The organism is Clostridium cochlearium (assembly GCF_900187165.1).
Classification (GTDB): domain Bacteria; phylum Bacillota; class Clostridia; order Clostridiales; family Clostridiaceae; genus Clostridium_G; species Clostridium_G cochlearium.
In genome coordinates, this window is sequence record NZ_LT906477.1 from 1,927,861 (window position 1) to 1,951,361 (window position 23,501).

At 29.4% G+C, this 23,501-nt stretch carries 21 protein-coding genes, 1 riboswitch and 1 other annotated feature; of the genes, 6 read left to right on the top strand and 15 right to left on the bottom strand.

Going from position 1 to position 23,501, the window contains the following annotated elements:
• Positions 1–89: 89 nt before the first annotated feature.
• Positions 90–268, bottom strand: a riboswitch (cobalamin riboswitch).
• Positions 269–338: 70 nt separating this feature from the next.
• The 3 genes from hslO to CKV72_RS09485 are packed head-to-tail and all read right to left on the bottom strand — an operon-like array spanning position 339 to position 2,275.
• Positions 339–1,223 (bottom strand): Hsp33 family molecular chaperone HslO, encoded by an 885-nt coding sequence (gene hslO, locus CKV72_RS09475; protein WP_089863672.1) that lies wholly within the window; start codon positions 1,221–1,223, stop codon positions 339–341.
• An 18-nt stretch (positions 1,224–1,241) separates the two neighbouring features.
• Entirely contained in the window at positions 1,242–1,982 is a 741-nt protein-coding gene (locus tag CKV72_RS09480) for a class I SAM-dependent DNA methyltransferase (RefSeq protein WP_089863670.1), read from the bottom strand.
• A 38-nt stretch (positions 1,983–2,020) separates the two neighbouring features.
• Positions 2,021–2,275, bottom strand: a complete 255-nt coding sequence (locus tag CKV72_RS09485) for an alpha/beta-type small acid-soluble spore protein (RefSeq protein ID WP_089863668.1) — start codon at positions 2,273–2,275, stop codon at positions 2,021–2,023.
• 212 nt (positions 2,276–2,487) lie between these two features.
• On the opposite strand from CKV72_RS09485, the gene CKV72_RS09490 reads away from it, so the two are divergent.
• The 3 genes from CKV72_RS09490 to dapB are packed head-to-tail and all read left to right on the top strand — an operon-like array spanning position 2,488 to position 5,167.
• Positions 2,488–3,480 (top strand): aspartate-semialdehyde dehydrogenase, encoded by a 993-nt coding sequence (locus CKV72_RS09490; protein ID WP_089863666.1) that lies wholly within the window; start codon positions 2,488–2,490, stop codon positions 3,478–3,480.
• 19 nt (positions 3,481–3,499) lie between these two features.
• A complete protein-coding gene (gene dapA / locus CKV72_RS09495; RefSeq protein WP_089863665.1) occupies positions 3,500–4,384 on the top strand; it encodes a 4-hydroxy-tetrahydrodipicolinate synthase in 885 nt (294 codons plus the stop codon).
• A 30-nt stretch (positions 4,385–4,414) separates the two neighbouring features.
• The gene (dapB, locus tag CKV72_RS09500) at positions 4,415–5,167 is read left to right on the top strand and encodes a 4-hydroxy-tetrahydrodipicolinate reductase (protein WP_089863663.1); all 753 of its coding nucleotides are present in this window, start codon (positions 4,415–4,417) and stop codon (positions 5,165–5,167) included.
• 50 nt (positions 5,168–5,217) lie between these two features.
• Here the strand turns inward: dapB and CKV72_RS09505 are convergent, their stop codons facing one another.
• The 3 genes from CKV72_RS09505 to pdaB all read right to left on the bottom strand — a co-directional run bounded on the left by CKV72_RS09505 (position 5,218) and on the right by pdaB (position 7,247).
• Positions 5,218–5,859, bottom strand: coding sequence for a single-stranded DNA-binding protein (locus CKV72_RS09505; RefSeq protein WP_089863661.1), 642 nt, complete (start codon positions 5,857–5,859; stop codon positions 5,218–5,220).
• 84 nt (positions 5,860–5,943) lie between these two features.
• A complete protein-coding gene (locus CKV72_RS09510) occupies positions 5,944–6,432 on the bottom strand; it encodes a hypothetical protein (RefSeq protein ID WP_089863659.1) in 489 nt (162 codons plus the stop codon).
• Positions 6,433–6,500: 68 nt separating this feature from the next.
• Complete coding sequence (gene pdaB / locus CKV72_RS09515; RefSeq protein ID WP_168943327.1) at positions 6,501–7,247, bottom strand: polysaccharide deacetylase family sporulation protein PdaB; 747 nt, start codon at positions 7,245–7,247, stop codon at positions 6,501–6,503.
• A 160-nt stretch (positions 7,248–7,407) separates the two neighbouring features.
• Between pdaB and CKV72_RS09520 the strand changes: the two genes are divergently transcribed.
• Positions 7,408–7,932, top strand: a complete 525-nt coding sequence (locus tag CKV72_RS09520; protein WP_089863655.1) for a DUF4364 family protein — start codon at positions 7,408–7,410, stop codon at positions 7,930–7,932.
• Here the strand turns inward: CKV72_RS09520 and CKV72_RS09525 are convergent.
• Positions 7,924–8,805: a YncE family protein gene (locus CKV72_RS09525; RefSeq protein WP_089863653.1), complete on the bottom strand. Its 882-nt coding sequence runs from the start codon at positions 8,803–8,805 to the stop codon at positions 7,924–7,926. The genes CKV72_RS09520 and CKV72_RS09525 overlap by 9 nt on opposite strands.
• A 215-nt stretch (positions 8,806–9,020) precedes the next feature.
• Between CKV72_RS09525 and CKV72_RS09530 the strand changes: the two genes are divergently transcribed.
• Positions 9,021–10,532, top strand: coding sequence for a transposase (locus CKV72_RS09530; protein WP_095177509.1), 1,512 nt, complete (start codon positions 9,021–9,023; stop codon positions 10,530–10,532).
• Between the two features lie 275 nt (positions 10,533–10,807).
• Complete coding sequence (locus CKV72_RS09535) at positions 10,808–11,050, top strand: TIGR03905 family TSCPD domain-containing protein (RefSeq protein ID WP_089863651.1); 243 nt, start codon at positions 10,808–10,810, stop codon at positions 11,048–11,050.
• Positions 11,051–11,094: 44 nt separating this feature from the next.
• Here CKV72_RS09535 and CKV72_RS09540 read toward each other — a convergent pair whose 3' ends face one another.
• From CKV72_RS09540 to hutH, 8 genes are all read right to left on the bottom strand, one after another.
• Entirely contained in the window at positions 11,095–12,390 is a 1,296-nt protein-coding gene (locus CKV72_RS09540; RefSeq protein WP_089863649.1) for a bifunctional folylpolyglutamate synthase/dihydrofolate synthase, read from the bottom strand.
• 67 nt (positions 12,391–12,457) lie between these two features.
• The gene (locus CKV72_RS09545; RefSeq protein ID WP_089863646.1) at positions 12,458–15,100 is read right to left on the bottom strand and encodes a valine--tRNA ligase; all 2,643 of its coding nucleotides are present in this window, start codon (positions 15,098–15,100) and stop codon (positions 12,458–12,460) included.
• 85 nt (positions 15,101–15,185) lie between these two features.
• Positions 15,186–15,405, bottom strand: a binding site (T-box leader).
• Positions 15,406–15,471: 66 nt separating this feature from the next.
• The gene (locus tag CKV72_RS09550) at positions 15,472–16,089 is read right to left on the bottom strand and encodes a cyclodeaminase/cyclohydrolase family protein (RefSeq protein ID WP_089863644.1); all 618 of its coding nucleotides are present in this window, start codon (positions 16,087–16,089) and stop codon (positions 15,472–15,474) included.
• A gap of 98 nt (positions 16,090–16,187) precedes the next feature.
• Complete coding sequence (locus CKV72_RS09555) at positions 16,188–17,867, bottom strand: formate--tetrahydrofolate ligase (protein WP_095178140.1); 1,680 nt, start codon at positions 17,865–17,867, stop codon at positions 16,188–16,190.
• A 59-nt stretch (positions 17,868–17,926) separates the two neighbouring features.
• Positions 17,927–18,820 (bottom strand): glutamate formimidoyltransferase, encoded by an 894-nt coding sequence (gene ftcD, locus CKV72_RS09560; protein ID WP_095178141.1) that lies wholly within the window; start codon positions 18,818–18,820, stop codon positions 17,927–17,929.
• A gap of 162 nt (positions 18,821–18,982) precedes the next feature.
• Complete coding sequence (gltS, locus tag CKV72_RS09565) at positions 18,983–20,212, bottom strand: sodium/glutamate symporter (protein WP_095178142.1); 1,230 nt, start codon at positions 20,210–20,212, stop codon at positions 18,983–18,985.
• Positions 20,213–20,440: 228 nt separating this feature from the next.
• Entirely contained in the window at positions 20,441–21,628 is a 1,188-nt protein-coding gene (locus CKV72_RS09570; RefSeq protein ID WP_095178143.1) for a dicarboxylate/amino acid:cation symporter, read from the bottom strand.
• Between the two features lie 297 nt (positions 21,629–21,925).
• Positions 21,926–23,470, bottom strand: coding sequence for a histidine ammonia-lyase (gene hutH / locus CKV72_RS09575; protein WP_095178144.1), 1,545 nt, complete (start codon positions 23,468–23,470; stop codon positions 21,926–21,928).
• Between the last annotated feature and the right edge of the window lie 31 nt (positions 23,471–23,501).

The following is a 23,501-nucleotide window of genomic DNA, read 5'->3' on the forward strand; positions in this document are numbered from 1 at the left end:
TAAAAGCTTCCACTTTAAAGTGGAAGCTTTTTATAATCAAAACTCCTTGCTTTTAAGCAAGGAGAATTAATCTTAGCAATTCTTCCCTCCGAAGTGATATATTCTAGGCAGTTCTCCTGACTTTAGCTTCTTTCTCATCCTTCCTTCCCAGTTATAGCTGGTGGATAATAGGAATTGTCCACTATTACAGTAGCGGGGGCTGTAGTGGATTTTCACCACTTTCTCTTTTAAGTAATTAAAAAATTACACCTAAAATCTAGTATTTAATTTACAATTTATTAACATTATAAGGCTTTATGTGGCTTTTTTCAATGTGTTTTAATGGAAACATACCTAATTTATCTCTTTGTTTTTTCTAGTAGTTCCCCTATTTTTTCATGATCATAATAATATTTTTTATTACAAAATTGACATACTAACTCTTCAGTTTTTCCATCATCATAAATTTCCTTTAAATCTTTATATCCTATACTAATAAGTGCTCTATCAATTTTCTCTCTAGAACAATCACATGTATATTCTGGTACTACACTCTCTAAAATTTTTAAATCCATTCCCTCAAAAATAAATTCTAATATATCTTCTACACTCATTCCCTTAGCTATAAACTCAGTTATTGATGGAATCTCTTCTAATCTATAAGTAACAAAATCAGCAATCAATTCATCTGCATCTGGCATCATCTGTATAATAAATCCTCCAGAGGCCTTAATAGATAAATCTTTATCAACTAAAACTCCCAGTCCCACAGCTGAAGGTGTTTGTTCCGAAGCAGTAAAATAATATGCTAAATCGTCTCCTATTTCTCCAGAATATATAGGAACTTGTCCTACGTAGGGTTCTTTAAGTCCTAAGTCTTTTATAACAGTTATATTACCATTTTTCCCAATAGCACCACCTACATTTAATTTACCTTGCTCATTTAAAGGTAAATGCACTAATGGATTTCCTATATATCCTTTTACCTTTCCTTCAGGATATGCAGTTGCCAATACCCCTTTTGCTTCTCCTCCACCATCAATTTTTATAGTTATAGTATCTTTTTCTGATTTTAACATACTTCCCATAAGACTTCCTGCTGTCAATAATCTACCTAAAGCTGCAGCCCCTGTAGGACTACATTTATGTATGCTAACTCCTTTGTTAACTAATTCTGTTGTTATAGCTCCTATTATTCTTATTTGGCCATCTTTCGCAGTAGCTTTTACTAATTTATCTGCCATTTTATTTCCCTCCATATATCATTTCTTTAAAACATAAACTATTCTTTCACTTTTTTCATTTACAGATTTAAATTCATATCCATTAAATCTCCCTATTATCTTAAAGTTAATTTCCTTTATCAAATTCTCTAACCATTCCATTTTATAAGCTCTTTCTCTATGTAATTCATCAAATCTTTCATAATATCCATTGCTCTTTTTTATAAAAAAGGTTAAATACATTTCTACTATATCTTTTTCTAAATAATTTTCCCAAGTATAAAATACTTCTTCACTATCGTAATTATAAATATTATTTCCAAGTATTTCCGTTATTTTATAATAAGAATTTATATCAAATATAAATATTCCTTCCTCTTCTAAATGGTCATATACTCTATTAAAACAACTTTTTACATCTTCCATACTTGTTAAATAATTTATTGAATCAAGGCAACAGGTTATAAAATTAAATTTTTTACCTAATTCTAATTTACTTATATTTTGTCTTATAAAATTTCCTTTAACTCCACTATATCTTAATTTACTTTCTGCTTCTGCAAGCATATCACTAGATAAATCCACAGCCCAAGTAATTTTAAAATGCTTGGATATTAATTTTGTAATATTACCAGTACCACAAGCTAGATCCAAATATGCATCTTTTTTTACATTATGGGTATTCACTATATCCATAATAAAATTACTCCAGCTATAATAGTCTATATCCTCTTTAATTAAATCATCATATATTTGTGCAAAGTCTTTATAGCACTCCATCTTTATATACCCCTTTAATACTTTTATACTTACATATATTATATATTTTTCTTCTGTAAGTCAACATTTTTAGGTATATTCAGCTGTCTTTTCCTCTTTGTCATTATACCACCTATTCTTCCAGTTTCCTCGGAAGTTAATGAACTCCATCCTTGTTCTTTAACTTTATCTATTAACCCCAATTCCTCCGCTATTTCATATTTCATTTTCTCTCTAAGTTTCTCCATAGGTGTTAATTCCTTGTTAGCTTTCAGTTTAGCCTTTATAACTTTTTTAAGGGGTGTTTTTGACATAAAAATCCCTCCTAAACAAAATTAAATAACCTCACTGAATATTATTTACACTAAAAAATTATTTATACTAAGGTAACTTTGTTTTTTATTAAAACTCTATTTTGCTTTAATTTAGAATATTATGAATAATTATTTTTGCATATTTAGTATATAATTTTTCATATATCAGTTATATAATATATAATAATAGATACTTTAGGAGGGATTTGTTTATGAAGTATAATGTTGCTGTAGTTGGATGTACAGGAATGGTAGGTCGAAAATTTTTAGAAATATTAGAAGAAAGGAATTTTCCTATTGACAATCTTTATCTTTTTGCCTCTGCAAGATCTGCAGGCAAAAAAATTCAGTTTTATGAAAAAGAGTTTACTGTTGAAGAATTAAAGGAAGATAACATAAAAAATAAAAAAATAGATATCGCCTTATTTTCAGCAGGGGGTACTATAAGTACAGAATATGCACCAATTTTTGTAAGATATGGTGCTACAGTTATCGATAATAGTAGTGCTTGGAGAATGGATCCTAGTGTTCCTCTAATTGTACCAGAAGTTAATCCAGATGATATTAAATTAAGTAAAGGTATAATTGCAAATCCAAATTGTTCAACTATACAAGCCGTAGTTGCTTTAAAACCTTTATATGATAACTATGGTATAAAGAGAATAATATATTCAACTTATCAAGCTGTTTCTGGTGCTGGCATGGCTGGATATAATGATTTAAAAGATGGTTATAATGGTGTAGCTCCTAAAAAATTCCCTTATGCCATAGCTGGTAATGCATTACCTCATATAGATTCTTTTTTAGATAATGGATATACAAAAGAAGAAATGAAAATGGTAAACGAAACCAGAAAAATATTCCACAACGAAGATTTAAAAATAACTGCTACAACTGTTAGAGTTCCTGTTTTTAATAGTCATGCTGAAAGTATAAATATTGAATTAGAAAAAGAATTCAATGTTGAGGATATTTTTGAACTATATAAAAATGCAGAAGGTGTAACTCTTGAAGATGATATAGATAATTTAGTTTATCCAATGCCTATAAATGCATCTGGAAAAGATGATGTATTTGTTGGAAGAATTAGAAGAGACTTTAGTATAGACAATGGACTAAACTTATGGGTAGTAGCTGATAACATAAGGAAAGGCGCTGCTCTTAATACAATTCAAATTGCTGAATGTATGATTAAAAACAAATAATTTAAAGTGAGGTTTTTATATGAATATATTTAAAGGTTCTGGGGTAGCTATAGTAACACCATTTTGCGAAAATGGTGTTAATTTTGAAAAGCTTGAAGAGCTTATTGAATGGCATATAGAAAACAATACAGATGCTATAATAATATGTGGAACTACCGGAGAATCTTCCACTATGACTGAAACTGAACGAAAAGAAACTATTAAATTTACTGTAGAAAAAGTTCATGGCAGAATTCCAGTAATAGCTGGCACTGGAAGTAACAATACCAGCGCTACTATTGAATTAAGTAAATGGGCTAAATCTATAGGAGTAGATGGTTTATTGCTTATAACTCCTTATTATAATAAAACAACTCAAAAAGGTATCATAGAGCATTTTAAAGCCATCAATGATAATGTTAATATACCTATGATTCTCTATAATGTTCCAGGTAGAACCGGGCTTAATTTACTACCAGAAACATTAGTTAAAATATGTGAATTATGTTCAAATATAGTTGCCATAAAAGAAGCTAGTGGTGATTTAAGTCAAATTATAAAAATAAAAGCATTATTAAAAGATAGAATAGATATTTATTCAGGAAATGATGATCAAATTATTCCTATACTATCTGTAGGGGGTATTGGTGTAATCTCTGTTTTAGCAAATATTATGCCAAAAGAAGTTCATAATATGTGTAAGTTTTATTTAAATGGACAAATTAAAAAAGCTTTAGAAATCCAATTAGATACTCTTTCTCTTACAAATTCATTATTTATAGAAACTAATCCTATTCCTATAAAAACTGCAATGAATCTTATGGGAATAGATGTAGGTGAGCTAAGACTTCCACTTTGCAATATGGATGAAAATAATTTAAAATTATTAAAAAAAGAACTATTAAATCATAATCTTATTAAGTAAAAATTTATGTTTATGTGGAGGTTAAATTCAATGGTTAAAGTAATGCTTATTGGTTGCAATGGTAAAATGGGTAAAATGGTAACTCATTGTGCTGAGGATTTTAATAATATTGAAATAGTAGCTGGTGTAGATAAAAACTCAACTTCTAATCCTGATTTTCCTATATTTGAAGATATCCATTCTTCTAATATAGAATGTGATGTAGTTTTAGACTTTTCAAGACCGTCTTCTTTAAAAGGTTTAATTGACTACTGCTCAGAGAAGAATTTACCTTTAGTTTTATGCACTACTGGGTATTCAGAAGAAGAGTTGGCTTTAATAGAAGAGTCATCTAAAAATATACCTATATTTAAATCGGCTAATATGTCTATAGGAATAAATATAATAAATTCCATTTTACAAAACATTAGTAAAAAACTTTATAAGGACTTCGATATCGAAATCATAGAAAAACATCATAATCAAAAAGTTGATGCTCCTAGTGGTACCGCTCTACTTCTAGCAGATACAATAAGAGATAATGTACCGGAAAAATTAGAATACACTTATGGCAGATTAGGTCATTCCAAAAGAAGTGACAATGAAATAGGAATCCATGCTATAAGAGGTGGATCTATAGTAGGTGATCATGATGTAATTTTTGCAGGTATTGGAGAATGTATAGAAATTAAACATACAGCTATATCTAGAGAAGTTTTTGCCATAGGAGCTTTAAAAGCTTCTGCCTTTATGAAAGGTAAGTCTGCAGGCATGTATAATATGGATTGTATGTTAAAATATTAAATTTATATAAAAGCCCTCATTTTGAGGGCTTTTATTATGTTCATTTATTTTTATTCTTCATTTTCCTTAACTTCTTTGTCTACTCTTTCCATCTTTGATATAGACACTTCATATGCTACCTTTTTTACAAATTCATCTTCTGATATTCTTTTTTGGTATTCCCTACTCTGAAGTCTTCCCCAAACTCTTATGTTATCTCCAACTTTTAAGCCTTTACAAAATCTAGAATTTCTTCCCCATGCAATAGTTGGTATATAATCTGATTTATTATATGCCCTATTTACTGCTAAAAGTACATCTGATATTTCTCTTCCAAAGGGAGTTGTCCTATATACTGGTTCCTTACATATGAATCCATTTAGAAATATTTGATTTGGATTTTTGCTTTTTTCTGTACAAAAATATATATTCCTTGCAAAAACAGTAAGTATTAGCCTATTAGATCCGTTTATAAATTTATTATAAGATCTTAGTTGCCCTTCTATTACAACTTCTGATCCTATTTTTAAATCCATATCCATAATGAGTCTTTCCGATACAGTTACATATAAAACATCTTTTGCTTCACTTAATCTTGACACTTCTAAAAAAAAAGTATAAAAACCCTCTCCGTACATCTCATGACTAAATTCTAATTTAGAAGATATAACTCCCTCAAGATAAATTCTATTATTTTGTGATAAGTTTTCCATTATAACCCCTCTTTCCCTTAAGTTTATTAAATTATTTAGCTCACCATATAAATATTCAAAGCATGCTCAAATTATACTAAAAATTTATTTTTCTAATATATCTTTTAATTTTTCGATATTTATGTTTTCTAATAAGCCTATAGTAAATAAATACATAAATATATATAATTCTGTTCTATTTTTAAATTGTTTATTTATAGGTATCTCTTGAGGTTGTATTTCCTTATTTTTATTATTTATAATTTTTCTTTGAATACAGTAAACAAATCCTTCATTGTTTTCTTCTACACTAGATAAAGTCACTGTATTTTTATTGCCAAACCCTACAGTTATTAGGTCTCCATATATTTCTAAAGAATTATTTTTAAACTCATCCATATTCACTAAACAATAATTACAATAGAATTTATTAAATTTTATTTTTCCAACATTATCAATAATCAAATATTTTATTTTTTCATTAGAATAATTTTTAAAATCTATATTTTCTACATTTATATTTAATTTAGAAAGCATTTGAAATAAATAATTTTCTAGGCTATCATTTTTGCTTAAAATTAATATTTTTTCCATAAAAATCAACTCCCATTCAGCTATTATTTAATATTTTTAGCAGGAGTTGATTTTTTATACTTATATGATCATTTCCTAATTTGTCTTCCATTTGCATCTATATTATAATTTTCTTTATATATTAATTCTCCAACCTTAACAAATTCATATCCTTTTTCCTTAAGGTCTTTAATTATTCTTGGTAAGGTTTTAGGTGTATATTTACTATCACTGTGAAATAAAATTATAGATCCTGGTTTTGTTTTTTTCATCACCCTATTATATTCTTTTTCTTCTCCTTCTTCTTTCCAATCTACACTATCCACATCCCATTGTATACAATAGTATCCCATTTCCTCTGCAGCCGTTACAGCACTATCATTATAACTGCCACTTGGGAATCTAAATAGTTTAGAATTACTTCTAATCAAATTAAATATTTTCCCTTCCGCAATATTTATATCCTTTTTTATTTTTTCCATTGATATCTTTGCCATATCAGGATGTGAATTTGAATGATTACCTATTTCATGTCCTCTTTTATATATTTCTTTAGCTTGCTCTGGATAATCATCTATCCAATTTCCTATTAAAAAAAATGTAGCTTTTATATCATACTTATCTAAAGTATCCAATATAGATTTAGTATTATCATCTCCCCAATTTACATCAAAGGTTATAGCCACCTTTTTTTCCTGAGTATCCACAGAATATATTGGAACTTTTCTCTCAGAAATAAAAAACACACTTTTATTTGCAAAATAAACAGAAAATACAGCACTAAATATCAATAGCAATATAGATGTAATTACTTTTTTCCACACTTTACGTTTCAAAGTTTTACCTCCAAAATTATTATTCACTAATTTCTATATGCTACACTATACACAATTTATTCCTCATAAATATTAAAAGTAATTTTCTTCATTTAAAATATTTATGCTATAATAATATATAGTATTATCAGAATAATTTTTAATTTGGAGAGGATATAAAATGTTTGAAGATACTTTAGAACTAGCAGAAAATAAACTACTTCTACTTTATATAATTGATAAAATAAATCTTCCCATATCAAATAGTCAAGTAACAGATATAATATTGGAAAATAATTTTATTAATTATTTTACGTTACAGCAATATCTATTTGAACTCATATCTTCTAATTTTTTAAAAACTATAGAAGATGGTAATAAACATAAATTAAAAATAACCTCTAAAGGTAAAAAGGTTCTTTCTCTATTTATAAATAGAGTTTCTCAAGAAAAAATAGAAACAATAGATGATTATTTAGAAAAACAAATGAACAATATAAAAAAAGACATAAGTGTAATTTCTGATTATACTATAGCCTATAAAAATAAATTTGTTGTAACATTAAAACTAAGTAAAGATGAAATTAATTTAATAGACATAAAACTTACTGTAGATTCAAAGGATAAAGCTAAAGAACTTTGTGAAAAGTGGAAAAAAACTTCTTCTAAAATGTATACAGAAATTTTAAATACTCTATTAGATTAAAACCATGCCCGTAGGTTCTCCACCTATTGGTATGGTTTTTTTTATATTTTCCCCTAAATTATATTCTATTAGCAAATTATTATAATTATCTCCCACATATATTTTTTTATCTAATTTTACTATTCCTCTGGGCATTCCACCTACAATTAGTCTTTTTACTTCCTTATAACGACTTGTATCAACTATACTTATAGTTCCATCTCCAAAATTTGATACATATGAATATCTCCCATCATAATACATATCTACAGGTGAATTTCCAACTTTTATTCTATTTAAAACACTTAAATTTTTTAATGATATAATAGCTATACTCCCCTTTGCATCACAACCTAAATTGCTTTCACATACAAAAATATAATTGCCATCAAAGCTAAATATAGATTTTGTTGGATAAGCTCCAACTCTTATTGTCTTACTACTACTATTATTTAAATCTATTAAAGTTAGACTATCATTTTTCATGTTACTTATTAAAATTATTTCTTTTTCCTTATTTATAGCTATACTATGAGGTAGATTTCCACAAGGTATCTCCTCTAATAATCTGCCTTTTATTAAATCAAATATGACTACATTATTGGATTCTCCACAAATTATATAAGCATTATCTTTATGCACTATTACATCATTACAATGCATGCCTATAAAATGATCATTAACTTCATTATTTTCCTTTATGTCTACAATTGAAATACCATTTCCATAGCTATTGGCCGTTATTAGTTTGTCTTTATATTTACATATGCCATGAGGACCTATTCTTCTATAATTTGAACTATTTAGATCTATTTTTCTTTCTTCCTTAAAGTTCTCCAAATTCACTTTTGAAATACAATCTGATGAAGTATTGCATATAAATAGATATTTCATAGTAATTCCCTCCTCAAAAATATAAAATATATTCGGAAACCCTTAGGCCTCCATTTATCTTAATCCCGAAGGGTGTCAATTTTAACTTCCCCCCAGAATTTTAAACAAAATATCAAAAAAACTTATATTTTTTCCAAAATCACTTGACAAAGTTTGTAAAATTTGTAGCCTCGCACTATAGAAACTATTTACAAAATATTGCGAGGTGATTTTTTATGTTAGGTTATTGGCGTAGCCATTGTGATTACCAAAGTCTTCTTTTGTCAAGCATTAGTGAACTTTATAAAACTGATCCCACTATCGTGGAATACTACTCATCAAGTATTGAAAAACTATATAATTTAAATCTTGATGATATAAAACCATTAATTAGAGAAACATATTCTCTAACTGGTAAACCTTCAAACCAGCAACCGGAACTCTTCAGATCATTTATATTAATGTCTGACTTAGGTTTTCATAGTCTACAAAAATGGATTAAGCACTTACGTGCACATGATATACTTTGCACCATCATTGGTGTTGAAAAATCTAATGTACCAGGATTAGGTACTCATTATGATTTCATATCGAGATTTTGGGGTATGAGCCCTAAGGCTGAAAAATCAGCCAAGGACTCACTTCATTCTTTTACTTCCAAGCCCCACAAAAAACTTGGCAAGAATGAAAAACTACCACCAAAACATCCTGGTGTTATTAAAAATTTAGTTGAACAGGCTCTTAAAGGACGAACTGTCGAAACTCGCCCTGAAAAGCTATTTCAACAAATTTTTGCTAAGTTAGCTATTGAGCCTTCCGCTAAACTCGGTCTCCTTGGTAATACTCAAAAACTTGATATATCAGGAGATGGTACCTGTCTTGAAACTGGCGGTAGCTCATTAGGCATTAAGACCTGTGATTGCATTAAAAAAGGTATTTTTAACTGCAAATGTAATAGAAGATTCTCTGACCCTGACGCTAGACGCGGTTGGGACAGTTACCACGAAAAATGGTATTATGGTCATTGCCTATATTTTCTTAGTGTCTATAATCCTAAACTTAAAAAGGATCTTCCTATATATTTTAGGATGGTACAAGCGCAGCGTTATGATGGTGTTACTGCAATTTTTGCACTTTCAGAAGTTAGAAAGATGTATCCTCAATTTAACTTTGATAAGTTCATCGCAGATGCTGCTCATGATAACTATCCTACGTATAAGCTTCTTAATGAATGGAATATAAAAGCTGTTATATCCCTTAATCCAAAGGGTGAAGGTAAAAATAAATATGAACCACCAATTGGATATACTAAGGACGGTATTCCCATCTGCAAATGCAACCAACCAATGGTATATGATTGGTACGATAAAGGCAGAAGTAGAATTAAATATAGATGTCCTTTAGTAAAAGGTAAAATTAAAGAATGTCCTCATAAGGAAGAATGTTCTCCTAGTGCCTACGGCCGTGTAATATACGTAAAGCCAAGTGATGACTTACGTTTATTTACTGCTATACCTAGAAACTCTGACCTTTGGAAACAAATAATGAAAAAGAGAACTTCTTCAGAGCGAGTAAATAAAAGAATACTTGAAGACTACAACATGGAACAAACCCACTGCCGTGGTAAAAAACGTTGGTCTTGGTGGACATTAATCCATAGCATCAATATTCATTTGGATGCTCAACTATCTGTTTCTAAAACTAACCTATTAGACATTATAAAATTAACTGCAAACAAAGCATGCTAGTCTAGATAATTGTTAAATTTTAAGAAAATTCACCTATCGGTGAGTTAGCTTTGCTATACTCTTTTTTAAAATAAAGTTAAATAAAAACAGTAATATAACAAATGCTCCGCACTAAAATAATATTAAAGCCATTTTGGAGCCAATTGGAAATTAGTTTCCGAATTCACTCATATAATATGTAAATGATTTTGAAAATGAGATTATATAAATAATTTATTGTGTAAAATTTCTTTATGATATATAATCATTTATATGAATTCTAAGGAGGGACACAAATGTTTACTTATGAAACTAAAGGAGTTTGTTCAAGGAAAATCACCTTTGATATAAAAGATAATACCATTAGAAATGTAGAATTTTTAGGTGGATGCGATGGAAATTTAAAAGGACTTTCTAAATTAATAGAAGGTATGGAACCTGATGACGCTATAAAAAGACTTAGCGGAATTAAATGTGGACGTAAAGAAACTTCTTGTCCAGATCAATTGGCTAAAGCTATAAGACAAGCTCTATCTTAAAAATAAAAGGTTACTCTTTTTATAAATTGAGTAACCTTTTATTTTTAAATATTTCTTATTATCTTTCTCATATCTCCAATCATATATAAGGAACCACATATTAAAATCATATCTTCATTGTCACAGTAATCTAAAGCTTTAATATAAGCTTCCTTATACTCATCTAAAGCTTCGCAGTTCTTATTATGCTTTTCTATTATTTTTATTAATTCTTGAGCTGTTTTCCCTCTATAACTGTTAGGTGTAACTGCAATAATTTTATCTGCCATAGGGGTAATAATTTCTATCATTTTTTCCACATCTTTATCTGATAATATACCAATTATTAAAACTAATTTTTTATATCTAAAATAATGCTCTACACTTTCTTTAAGCTTTGTTATACCATCTAAATTATGTGCACCATCTAATACCACTAGCGGGTTACTCTTTAACATTTCAAGTCTTCCTGGCCATTTTACATTGCTTAGTCCTCGTAAAATATCTTCTTTTGTTATTTTTATTCCTCTATCCATCAGTTCTTCTATGGTATAAATAGCCACTGCACAATTCATCCTTTGGTGACTTCCAAGTAAAGATAACTGTACTTTATATTCATCTTTATTGGTTTTTATCTGTAACAGCTGATAAGACTTATTAAAATCTTCATTGGGAATATGATATATTAAATTTTCATCTATTTGTATTAATTTACTACCTTTTTCCTTACAAGTTTTTTCTATAACTTTGTAGGCTCCTTGTTGTTGAGGATACAATATAACTGGCACATTCTCCTTTATTATTCCAGCTTTTTCACTAGCTATTTCCTCTATTGTATTTCCTAAAATACTTACATGGTCATAACTTATTGATGTTATAATACTGACTAAAGGTTTTATAACATTTGTAGAATCGGATTTACCACCTAATCCAACTTCAATTACAGCATAGTCTATTTGTTTTTTGCTATAATATAAAAACATAATACAAGTTATTGTTTCAAATTCTGTTGGATATCCCCACCCCATTGAAACTACTTTTTCTATAGCTTCAGATACTATAGTAGTATAATATGCTAAATCATCTTTTGAAATATTCTCTCTATTTATTTGAATTCTTTCTTCAAAATCCTCTATATAAGGTGATGTATACATACCTACTCTATATCCTGATTCTATTAGTATAGACGTAATCATAGATGTTATAGAACCTTTTCCATTAGTTCCAGCTATATGTATACATTTTAAATCTTTATGTGGATTACCTAATATATCTAATATTTTTTCAACTCGTTTAGTTCCAGTATTGTTACCATATTTACTTGTATTCTGTATATATTCTATGGCTTCAGTATAATTCAAAATACCACCTACTTTTTTTAAACTTTTAAAATATGCTACAGCTTATTACTGTAGCATATTCTAAATTTTATTTTAAAGATTGAATTCTTTCCAATACAGCATCTAACATTTCTTTGTATTTTTCACCTTTGGCTTTTTCTTCATTGACAACAGCTTCTGGAGCTTTATTTACAAAATTAGCATTTGAAAGTTTCTTTTCAACTCTTTCTATCTCTTTTTCTAGTTTTTGTTTTTCTTTATTTAATCTTTCTAATTCTTTTTCTAAATCAACTAAATCAAGTAATGGCATAAACATTTCGCCACCTTTTGTTACTGCTGATACTGCATTTTCTGGTGCATCATTTTTAGAATTTAAAAATATCACTTCACTAGCTGAAGCTAATTTTTCAAAATAAACAGTTCCTTCTTCAAAAGCTTTTTTACCTTCAACAGCATAAATCATAACTTTTGCTTTTCTTGAAGGAGGTACATTCATTTCTGTTCTTACATTTCTTAAGGATTTTATAGCTTCTATTATATAATTCATGTTTTCTTCTGCAGATTTATCTCTTAGTTCTTCCTTATATTTAGGCCATTTTGAAGTAGTTATAGTCTCTTCTTTATCTTGAATATGAGTGTATATTTCTTCAGTTATAAATGGCATTATAGGATGTAATAACTTAAGTCCTGTAGTTAAAACATTAAATAAAACATTAAATGTAACTCCCTTTGCCTTTTCATCTTCTCCATATAATACAGGTTTTGATAACTCTATATACCAATCACAAAATTCATTCCACATGAATTCATAAATCTTTTGAGACGCCATTCCTAATTCAAATTTATCTATGTTATCTGTTACTTCTTTAGTTACTTCATTTATTCTTGATAATATCCATTTATCTGCAATATTATAATCTTTACAATCTTTATATTTTTCCATCAGATCCTTATCTAAATTCATCATAACATATCTAGAAGCATTCCAAATCTTATTTGCAAAGTTTCTAGCTGATTCTACTCTCTCTTCGTAAAATCTAATATCATTTCCTGGAGCATTTCCTGTAATTAGCATAAACCTTAAAGCATCTGCTCCATACTTATCTATAATATCAAGAGGGTCTACCCCATTTCCTAAGGATTTTGACATTTTTTTACCTTCTGAATCCCTTACTATTCCATGTATAAGTACTGTTTTAAATGGAATATCCTTCATGCTATGAAGACCTGAAAATATCATTCTAGCAACCCAGAAGAAAATTATATCATATCCTGTTACTAAAACATCTGTTGGGTAAAAATACTCTAAATCATCTGTTTTATCAGGCCATCCAAGGGTTGAAAAAGGCCATAGTGCTGAACTAAACCAAGTATCTAATACATCATCATCTTGTTTTAAATTAGAACTTCCACACTTGCTACATTTAGTTAGATCTTCTGTAGAAACTATCATTTCTCCACAATCTTTACAATACCATACAGGTATTCTATGTCCCCACCATAATTGTCTTGATATGCACCAATCCTGTATGTTTTCCATCCAGTTAAAATATATTTTATCAAATCTTTCAGGAACAAATTCTATATCCTTATTTCTTACAGCATCTATAGCTGGTTTTGCAAGACTTTCCATCTTTACATACCACTGTTTTGATATCATAGGTTCAATTATTGTTCCACATCTATCGTGGCAACTTACATTATGAACGTGTTCTTTTATTTTTACTAAATATCCTTCGGCTTTTAAGTCTTCAACTATAGCTTTTCTAGCTTCGTATCTATCCATACCAGCATATTTTCCACCTAAGTCATTAATAGTTCCATTTTCATTCATAATTATTATTTCTGGAAGGTTATGTCTCTTTCCTACTTGATAATCATTAGGATCATGTGCCGGTGTTATTTTAACTGCTCCTGTACCAAATTCAACATCTACATAATCATCTGCAACTATAGGAATTTCCCTATTAACTAATGGTAATATAAGTTTTTTACCTACTAAATGAGCATATCTTTCATCTTCAGGGTTAACAGCTACTGCAGTATCTCCAAGCATAGTTTCAGGTCTTGTAGTAGCTATTTCTAAGAATTCATCAGAACCTACTACTGGATATTTTATATGCCAAAAATGTCCATTTTGCTCTTCATATTCTATTTCTGCATCTGATAATGCAGTCATGCATTTTGGACACCAATTAACTATTCTATTTCCTCTATATATTAATCCTTCTTCATATAATTTTACAAAAACCGCTCTTACAGCCTTATCTAAATTTTCATCCATAGTAAAACTTTCACGAGTAAAATCTGCTGAAACACCCATTTTCTTTAATTGGGTTCTTATTCTTTCTCTATATTCATCTGACCATTCCCATACTTTTTCAAGAAAAGCTTCTCTTCCCATTTCTTTTTTCTTAAGACCAGTTTTTAATAATTCATTTTCAACCTTTACTTCTGTTGCAATACTTGCATGGTCTTGACCTGGAAGCCAAAGAGTACTATAGCCTTGCATCCTTTTAACCCTTATTAAAAAGTCTTGCATACTATTATCTAATGCGTGACCTAAGTGTAATTTTCCTGTTATATTTGGAGGTGGCATAACTATAGTGTATGGCTTTTTATCTTTATCCACCTCTGGAGTAAAGTATTTCCCTTCTTCCCACATTTTGTATATTCTTTCTTCAAACTCTTTTGGATCATACGTTTTAGCAATATTTATATTGTCATTCATTTGTATCTCCTCCTATATATTCTTTTATACTACTAACAGTTTAAAATGATTCTTTATATAAAAAAAGCACTGTTGTCCTTTAAATTTAAAGGACGACAGTGCGCGTTACCACCTTTTTTCCTGTACTTTTAAGTACAGACTCTTAATAAATTTAACGATGTTTTTCACCGTCCCTACTTACTAAAAATTCAGTAAGGAAGCTCCAAAGCTACCTTCAAGAACCTTTTCACAGAAAGTCTTTCAGCCTATGAACTTTCCTCTCTTAGTGATAGTTATTCTCTAATCCTCTTTTTCACAGCTTTTATTATTTAATGATAACATTTATTATAACTTAATTTTTAAAACTGTCAATAGTAACAAAAGATATATAATTAAAGTTCTACTTTATTTAAAATTTCTTCTTCTATTTTGTTAACATTTGATTCTAATTCTTCAATTTTCTTTTTAGTAGTATTTACAAATTCCTCATCTTTTATTGATCCTAAATTGATTTTTACATTGTATAAAGCTGAATGAACTGCTGTTCTTGCTGACATTGCTGCAACTGCACCATCTGTAACAGCATTTTGATTTCCTTTTTCTATAACTTTTTCTGCTAAAGCAAGTAATTCGAAAGCATCTTTAGCTACATTTAAAGGTACTGTAGCAGCTCCTTTAAATCCTTCTTGGATAACCTTTGTTCTAGCTTTCTTTTCTTCTTCAGTATTTTTAGGCATTTTAAATGCATCCATTATTTTATTAAATGAATCTGAATCTTCATCAATGTAGTTTATAAATTTTTCTTTGTATTCTGCTGCTACACCTTTAAGTTCCTTCATTTCTTCTTCTACTTCTTCATATCCTTTTTTTCCTATAGTTAAATTAGCAACCATTTCGATTAGAGCTGCTGCTGATGCTGCACTTAATGCTGCTATACTTCCACCACCTGGTGCTGGTGAATCTGATGCAGTTTCATATATAAATTCTTTTATAGTCATATCTTTTAACATAATTTAAATCCCCCTCTTCTTACTAAAAACACAATAACAATTTTATATCACAGTTTCTAATTTTAATAAGAAACTGTGATATATTTAGTTAATTTATATTAGAATAATCCTGATATATTTCCGTTTTCATCAACATCCATTTTTTCTGCTGCTGGAACTTTTGGAAGTCCTGGCATTACCATTATATTTCCTGTTTCGCATACTATAAATCCTGCACCTGCTGAAACTCTAACATTTTTAATAGTAATATTAAATCCTTTAGGAGCTCCCATTAATGTTGGATCATCTGAAAATGAGAATTGGGTTTTAGCCATACATATTGGTAATTTATCAAGACCAATTTCTTCAAGCTTTTTAATTTGTTTCATAGCTGATTTTTCTACTACAATTCCATCTGCACCATACATTTCTTTAACTATAGTATTTAATTTTTCAATAATCGAAGATTCTACATCATAAAGTGGTTTAAAGTCAGCTTTTTCATTTTCAAGAATTTCCACTAATTTTTTAGCTGTATCAAGTCCACCTTCTCCACCTTTAGCCCAAACTTCATTTAAGGATACTTCTACACCTAACTCTTTACATTTCTTAATTAATAAATCTATTTCAGCTTCAGTATCGTTAACAAATCTATTAACCGCAACCATTACTGGTAATCCAAATTTTCTCATATTATTAATATGTCTTTCTAAGTTAGCAAATCCTTTATCTAAAGCTTCTACATTTTCAGCTCCAAGTTCAGTTTTCTTAACTCCACCATGCATCTTTAAAGCTCTTATTGTTGCTACTATAACAACTGCATCTGGTTTTAAGTTTCCATATCTACATTTTATATCAAAGAATTTTTCTGCTCCAAGGTCAGCTCCAAATCCTGCTTCTGTTACAACAATGTCCCCTAATTTTAATCCAAGTCTAGTAGCTATTAATGAGTTACATCCATGAGCTATATTAGCAAATGGTCCACCATGAATAAGAGCTGGTGTATTTTCAAGAGTTTGAACAAGATTTGGTTTTATAGCATCTTTTAAAAGCATAGCCATAGCACCATTTACTTTTAAATCTCTAGCTGTTACTGGCTTTCCTTCTAAACTATAAGCAACTATTATATTTCCTAATCTTTCTTTTAAATCCATAAGGTCTTTAGCTAAGCAAAGTATAGCCATAACTTCTGATGCAACTGTTATCATAAATCCATCTTGTCTTGTAAATCCACAAGCTTTTCCACCAATTCCTACAACTACATTTCTCAATGCTCTATCATTCATATCTACGACTCTTTTCCAAACAATTTCTCTAGAGTCTATTTTAAGAGCATTTCCTTGGTGAATATGATTATCTATAGCAGCTGATAATAGATTATTAGCTACACCTATAGCATGCATATCTCCAGTAAAATGTAAATTTATATCTTCCATTGGAACAACTTGTGCATATCCACCACCTGCTGCTCCTCCTTTGACTCCAAAAACTGGTCCTAATGAAGGTTCTCTCAACGCAATAAAAGTCTTCTTTCCTAATTTATTTAACGCCTGTCCTAACCCAATTGAAGTAGTTGATTTACCTTCACCTGCTGGTGTTGGAGATATTGCTGTAATTAAAACTAATTTACCATCTGGATTATTTTCTACTCTATCAAAAGTGTCAAAAGATATCTTTGCTTTGTATTTACCATAAAGCTCTAACTCTTCTTCTGATATTCCGTATTCTTCAGCTACTTCTGTTATTGGTTTCATTTGTGCCTTTTGTGCTATTTCTATATCTGATAATACTTTTTCCATATATGTTCCTCCTCATATTTTAATTGACATTTAGTTTATAATTAATAAATAATTTATAATTAATCAAGAAGTCTCTTTTCTAAGATTTGACTTATATCAAACTTTTCAATTTGTAAATAATATTCTGCACAATCTAATAATGCTTTCATTGGAACTGTTCCTATTACTTCACTTCCTAGTACAGGTACTCCATATCTTTTAGCTTCCATTTTTACCATTTCAAAAGCTCTATATACTGCTGTCTTTTCATAGTTTACAAGGTTCATTGAAACTTGTACTATATTTCTTTCTTCTAATTTTAATCCTATAGCTTTTACAAATCTTAATCCGCCACCTATAAATCTTATTTTTTTAGCTATAGCATCGGCTACTTCTAAATTATCTGTTCCTAAGTTCACATTAAATGCTACTAATGAAACTCTTGCTCCTACAGCTGTGCATCCACTCTTTGCATTCATTTCTTGTGGACCATAATCTGGTTTCCATTCAGCCTCTTTTATTTTTTCAAAGAATCCTTCATATTGTCCCTTTCTAACTTTTGCTAAGTTTTGTCTTTCAGGTTTTGTAGCAGCATCTTCATATAAGTAAACTGGTACTCCTAAACTTCCTATTTCTTTTCCAACTTCATTAGCAAGTTCTACACATTCATCCATAGTAACATCTGAAACTGGAGTAAAAGGTATAACATCTACCGCTCCCATTCTTGGATGTCCTCCATGATGCTTAGTCATATCTATTAATTCTATTGCTTTTTTAGCTAATCCTAATACAGCTTTTTTTACATCCTCAGGTTCTCCTATCATAGTAACTACTGATCTGTTATGATCCTCATCTGATGAATAGTCTAAAAGCTTTACACTTTCTATTTTTCTAACTTCATCTACTATTGTTTCAATTATCTTTTTATCTTTTCCCTCACTAAAATTTGGTACACATTCAACTAATCTTGCCATAATATGTTTCCTCCTTATAAGTTTATATTAATTTTATATTTTACTCAAGTATTATATTAACTAGAGTTTTTTTCTGTTTAATAACATTATACTTTGTACTCCATCAACAAATCGTCTAATTTTTATAACAATTCCAAAACATTAATATATTTTTTAAATTCATTATTTGAAAGCATTGATAAAATAAATAATATTTGGTATTCCTATTAAATCTATTAAGAAGGCACCAACTAAAGGTACTATTAAAAATGCCTTTGTAGATGGTCCATACTTTTCAGAAACAGTGCTCATATTTGCTATAGCATTTGGTGTAGCTCCAAGACCATGACCAAGCATTCCTGCGCACATTATAGCTGCATCAAAATCTTTTCCCAATAGTCTAAAGGTTACAAATACTGTATATAAAGCTATAAATACAACTTGTGAAATTAAAACCACGAACATAGGTCCTGCTAAATTAGCTAACTCCCATAATTTCAATGTCATAAGTGCCATAGATAAGAAAATACTTAAGGAAATATCTCCAATTAAATCTATTGTATAAAAATCCAGTTTTATAAAATTAAACTTATCATTTAAATTTCTAAATATAACTGCTATAAACATAGCTCCTACATATCCAGGTAAAACTGATCCACCTGCTCTTACCCATCCTCCAACAATAGAACCTAATGTCATACATACAGTTATTATTCCTAAATGCATTAGAAATCCATATGCTGTTATGTTTCCCTTATCTTTTATTCCTGCAACTTCTCTATAAGAAATATCTTCTTTTTGCTCTTCTTCTGAAGGTTTTAAATTATATTTATCTATGAGTGTCTTAGTTATTGGTCCTCCAATTAAACCTCCTGCTATTAACCCAAAGGTTGCTGCTGCTAATGCTACAGTAGTAGCTCCTGCTACTCCTAGTCCTTCTACTTCAGGACCAAAGGCTGCTGCTGCACCATGTCCACCTTCCATAGATACTGCTCCCATAAGTATTCCTAATAGTGGATGTAAATTAACAACCTTTGCCATATATACACCTAGTAAGTTTTGTGACACTGCCAATATACCACATAATGCCCAATAAATAATTAAAGGTTTTCCACCTTTTTTAAGTAAAGAAAAACTTCCACCCAATCCTATAGTAGTAAAAAACACCAACATAAAAGGTGACTGAAATGTAGTATCCATAGTTATAGCAATTACATTAGTTTGTTTTAATATTAAAGTAAATATAGAAAATAAGAGTCCTCCTATAACAGGAGCAGGAATACAAAATCTTTCAAAGAAACTTACTTTCTTTTTTAATAAATCTCCTAGAAAGAACATAAGAACAGCTAATGTTAAAGTAGTTACCATATCGATTTTTAAAGTTAATATACCTTCTATAATTTCTGTTTTCATAAAAACCCTCCTTTATATTTTTACAATATTTGATTATAATTTCTTACTTATATACATAGCATTTTTTGTGCCAACACCAAATCCCCTATTAATCGCTATTTTTTTTATTATTACCCTGCAAATTTTGCCGCTATGCATAATTTGCAGTATGTTTTTTAAATTCTGAATATATCGCAAACAAAAATAGAGCTGTGATATCACAGCTCTATTTCTTTACTTTATATAATTTTATTCCGTTAAATCTTCTTCTATATTTATATGATGTTTTTCAACTATTCCATTAAGCATTAATGCAATAGCTCCATCTCCTGTTATATTACAAGCCGTACCAAAACTATCTTGTAGGGCAAATATAGTTAATACTAATGCCACTGCTGAATCACTAAATCCTAGAACTCCAGTAATCAATCCTAAGGATGCCATAACTGTTCCCCCTGGTACTCCAGGTGCTCCTATGGCAAATATGCCTAATAAAACTATAAATTGAATCATACTTCCTACAGGTGGTAATTGTCCATATACTAATTGTGAAACTGTCATTACAAAAAATGTTTCAGTTAAAACAGAACCACAAAGGTGTATAGTTGAGCATAATGGAATTGCAAAGTCTACTATTTCCTTTTTTAATACACTTGATTTATGAGCACTCTTTAATGCTATTGGCAATGTAGCTGCACTAGACATAGTTCCCACAGCAGTTAAATATGCAGGTCCATAATGTTTAGCAACTTCCATAGGATTTTTCTTTGATATGGCTCCCCCAATTCCATAAAGAAGAGTTAACCATATAAAATGTCCTACTAAAACCAATACTATAACTATTAAGAATACTGGTAACTGTTTTGTTATACTACCTTCATATGCAAGTCCTGCAAAAGTAGTGGCAATAAAGAAAGGTAATATTGGTATTACTACTTTAGAAACAATAGATAGCATTATATTTTGGAATTGATCTAACAACTTTTCAACTAAGTCTGATTTAGTCCAAGCTGTAGCTAATCCTATTAATATTGCTGTAACTAGTGCAGTCATAACAGTCATAATTGGTGGTATATCTAATTTAAAAATTATTTCTGGAATTTCTTTTAAGTTTCCTGCTTCTGTGGATATTGATAATTTAGGAATTATTGCATATCCTGATATGGCTGAAAATGTTGCTGCTCCAACTGAAGATAAATAAGCAATTACAACTGTTATCCCTAACATTTTACTAGCATTTGACCTCATTTTAACTATAGCTGGCGCTATAAATCCTATTATAACTAAAGGTATGCAATAAAATATAACTTGCCCTAAGATATATTTTATTGTAGCTATGATTCCAATAAGACTTTCTGATGCAAATAATCCTACTATAATTCCAATTACAACGCCAGCTAAAAGTTTTACAACCAGGTTCTCTTTTAATTTACTCATAACTTTTCCCCCTATTAATTTTTATAAAAAATAAATTTATTATTTATTCATTTATTAATAGAATATATGTACATTATATACATATTATCCACAATTTTTTATATCTTATAGTACTATTTTAGATTTATCTTTAGTTCTTGATACTATAATTTCTATATATAATACCTCTACTCCTTCTTTCATCTTAATTTATTATATTATTTTTTATTAATTCGAATGCTTTATGATAATTAATTCTAATTTTAAAAATAAAAAATAGCTTGTAATTTTTTTATTAATTACAAGCTATTTTTTATTTTAATGTTCTAATTCTACTACTTGTTCAACAGCTTTTAATAACTTTCCGCTAGTTATCAATTCTGTAGCTTTATCTAATTCTTTGTACATTTGTATATCAGTATCATATTCTATAAAATCTAAAGCTTCTCTTATTACTTTATAAGCTTCTTTAGTTCCTTTTCCAAGTTCAAATCCTTTATCTGCTCTAAAGTCTATTGCTTGACATGCTGCCATCATTTCTGTAGCTAATACTCTTTTTGCATTGTCAACTATATCTCTTGCTTTTCTTGCTGCTATTGTTCCCATACTTACTAAGTCTTCTTGGTTTGCTGAGGATGGGATGGAATCTACTGATGCTGGGTGAGCTAAAATTTTATTTTCTGATACTAAAGCTGCTGCCGCATATTGAGTAATCATAAATCCTGAGTTTAATCCACCATGTTTTGCTAAGAAAGCTGGTAAATCATTTAATTGATGATTTATTAATCTTTCCAATCTTCTTTCTGATATATTAGCAATTTCTGCTGCTCCTATTCCCAAGAAATCAAATGGTTGTGCCATTGGCTCTCCGTGGAAATTACCTCCGGATATTACATCCCCTTCTCTTGTTATTATTGGGTTATCTGTAACTGAGTTTATTTCTATTTCAACTTTTCTCTTTACATAGTCAATAGTGTCTTTACTAGCACCATGAATTTGAGGTACACATCTTAATGAATAAGCATCTTGTACTCTTAATTCTGCTTGTCTAGTTACATAAGTACTTCCTTCAACTAATTTTAATATGTTTCTTGCTGTAGCCATTTGTCCTTCATGGGCTCTTATTACATGAGTTCTAGCGTCAAAAGCATCTGTTATTCCTCTTAATGCTTCCATAGTTAGCGCTGCTGCAATATCTCCAACCTTTAATAATTCTATGGCATCATATACAGCTAATGCACCTGTTGATGTTAATACTTGTGTTCCATTTATTAATGCCAATCCTTCTTTTGCATCTAACTGAATTACAGGAACTCCTGCTTTATCCATAGCTTCCTTACCACTCATTATTTCACCTTTATATTCTGCTTCACCAAGTCCAAGCATTGGTAAAACCATGTGAGCAAGTGGTGCTAAGTCTCCTGATGCTCCTAGTGAACCCTTTTCAGGTATTTGTGGATGTACTCCTGCATTTAACATTGATATTAATGTATTTAATGTTTCTATTCTTATTCCTGAATATCCTTTAGATAATGCATTTGCTCTTGTTAGCATTATAGCTCTTACTATATCTGTAGAAAATTTTGGTCCATATCCACAAGCATGTGAACGAATAAGATTTTCTTGTAATGTTTTACAATCTTCTTTTGATATACTTACATTACAGAATTCACCAAATCCTGTAGTTACACCATATACAACCTTTTCATTTTCTACTATATCATCAATAATTTTTCTTGATTCTAATACATTTTTTTTAGCTTCTTCACTTAAAGATACTTTATAACCTTCTCTTGCCACTAATACAAGTTCCTCAAGAGTTAAATCGTTTCCTGTTAGTAATATTTCTCTATTTTCAGTCATATTTATAGCCTCCTAACTTAAATTGTTCTAC